2 protein-coding genes are annotated in these 1,850 nt (G+C 61.8%); both read right to left on the bottom strand.

Features of this window, described 5'->3' with window-relative positions; translation table 11 throughout:
- Window positions 1-2: 2 nt before the first annotated feature.
- Window positions 3-320 (bottom strand): helix-turn-helix transcriptional regulator, encoded by a 318-nt coding sequence (locus AB0C16_RS39945; protein WP_357691347.1) that lies wholly within the window; start codon window positions 318-320, stop codon window positions 3-5.
- Window positions 317-676 (bottom strand): type II toxin-antitoxin system RelE/ParE family toxin, encoded by a 360-nt coding sequence (locus AB0C16_RS39940; RefSeq protein WP_357691345.1) that lies wholly within the window; start codon window positions 674-676, stop codon window positions 317-319. Before AB0C16_RS39940 ends, AB0C16_RS39945 begins: the two co-directional genes overlap by 4 nt.
- Between the last annotated feature and the right edge of the window lie 1,174 nt (window positions 677-1,850).

The raw sequence follows: 1,850 nt of genomic DNA, 5'->3' as shown, positions 1-1,850 counted from the left end.
TCTCAGGCAATGGCTGCTATGTCCCCATCGTCGAAGTAGATCGACTGATGGAGCTGACCGCCGAGAGCAGTGGCGTACCGGGCGAGAACGTCTTGTCCGGAGATCTTGCCTTGCTCGATCTGCGAAACGCGGCCCTTGGTGACCCCCATGCGCTGTGCGATGTCCTGCTGGGTCATCCCCCGACTACGGCGGATCTCGGCAAGCCGGCGTCCTTGCGCCTTGGCGAGGAGTTCCTGCTTGCCCGCCTCCACGGCTTCCTCGCCGCCGGCACGTTCGACGTGCTCAGCACGGATGTCCTTCCAGCGCGCATATTTCGTCACGATCCGCCCTCCTCCGCCCGCCGTTCCTTCATGTAGACCTCGTAGCGCTGCTCGGCGATCGGGATGGCCTGCCTGTACCAGGCGTTCCACTGCCCGGCCTTATCACCCGCGACCAGCAGGATGCTGGATCGCCACGGATCGAAGGCAAACAAGATCCGCACCGTCCCCGGCCGCAGCTCCTTCAAGTTCTGCAGACGTGAAGCGGTGATTGTATCGACCAGCGGCCGCCCCAGACCTGGCCCTCCTTCAGCAAGCAGATCGATCGCTTGCACGACACGCTTATGTGTCGCGTCGTCGAGTTGCTCGATCCATTCGCGCACCTCGTCGACGATGTAGACGTCCGACTCGTCGGCCACATACCGCAGTATAGCGAATAGTATACCTCTCTACCCGGAAACTAGCGCACCAGGGCTGCCGCCCCGCGCCGCACGACAGCTCATCGGCTGCTTCAGCACGCTCCCCGTCAGCGTGCTGGCAAGATTCTTAATAGACGCGCCTCGACCTGCGTGTTGGACGCTCCGTGCATACCCGTGAGTGACCGCTGTTGGCCTTCTTGCTGGCCCGTTGATGGCCCGACGGTCCATCCACCCGGCAAGGACCTACTCGCCAACGGGCACGTAGGCCCGGGAACTTCTCATGCTGTGCGACGGCGCGGAGCCGAAGGCGCTGCTTGTACTACCGTCGAGCCCATGCACGCTATCGTTGATTTTGCCCATCGCATGGCATGCCTGCCTCTAGGCAATTCGGACTCTGTGTGAGCTGACGTGTAGCTCCGCGACTTGGACGCGATGAGCGTCCTTGTCGTACTTGGAGTACGCAGATGTCGCTCGTCACCCTTGGATCCCTCACGGTCCTCTTGGTGCTTCTCCCGATCCCCGTCGCCGCCTTCGTGGCGATCTTCTCCGACCGGAAGCACCGTCACGCAATGGTGGTTCTTCGTCTTGTTCATCCGGGCGCTTACGGAGATCGTCCGTCGTAAGCAGACGCCGTAGTCACTCAGTTCGTCACGCACCCTCGCCAACGACCTTCGGCGAGGGTGCGTTTTGCTGGTGGAGCCTGGGAGATTCGAACTCCTGACTTCCTGCTTGCAAAGACGCATGCCGATCTTGAACGACCAGCGAAGACGCAGCTCACGGCACTGATCGCGTTCCCCGCGCCTCCCCGCATGGGTACGGCTTGCCGTAGGCGATCGGGCACGACGCCGGGGACGCTGGATAGCACCGGAGACCGTCACCACCCTTCGGGAACCCAGGCGGCCTGGGAACCTGCGGATTAAAAGATCCAGTTCGAGTCATTCCAGGTCGTCCAATGCAGGTCAACGCCTATGCGCGGTCCATCCTGAACCCCTCCGGACGCTCTCGTATTGCAACGCGAACTGCAACCCACTGAACGTTTTCCAACCTCCTGGACGCGTGCCCTGATCACAGCATGATCGCGATGCTGATGTTCGGCAGGTGGCGCAAAGAAGCTCCTGGTAGACGGGTTGATCACCACAACCATCACCGTCGCAACCAGGAGCTTCAGGTGCTG

The sequence above is a fragment of the Nonomuraea sp. NPDC048916 genome (genome assembly GCF_040649575.1).
Taxonomy (GTDB): Bacteria; Actinomycetota; Actinomycetes; order Streptosporangiales; family Streptosporangiaceae; genus Nonomuraea.
This window is presented reverse-complemented; position numbering and strand designations above follow the sequence as displayed.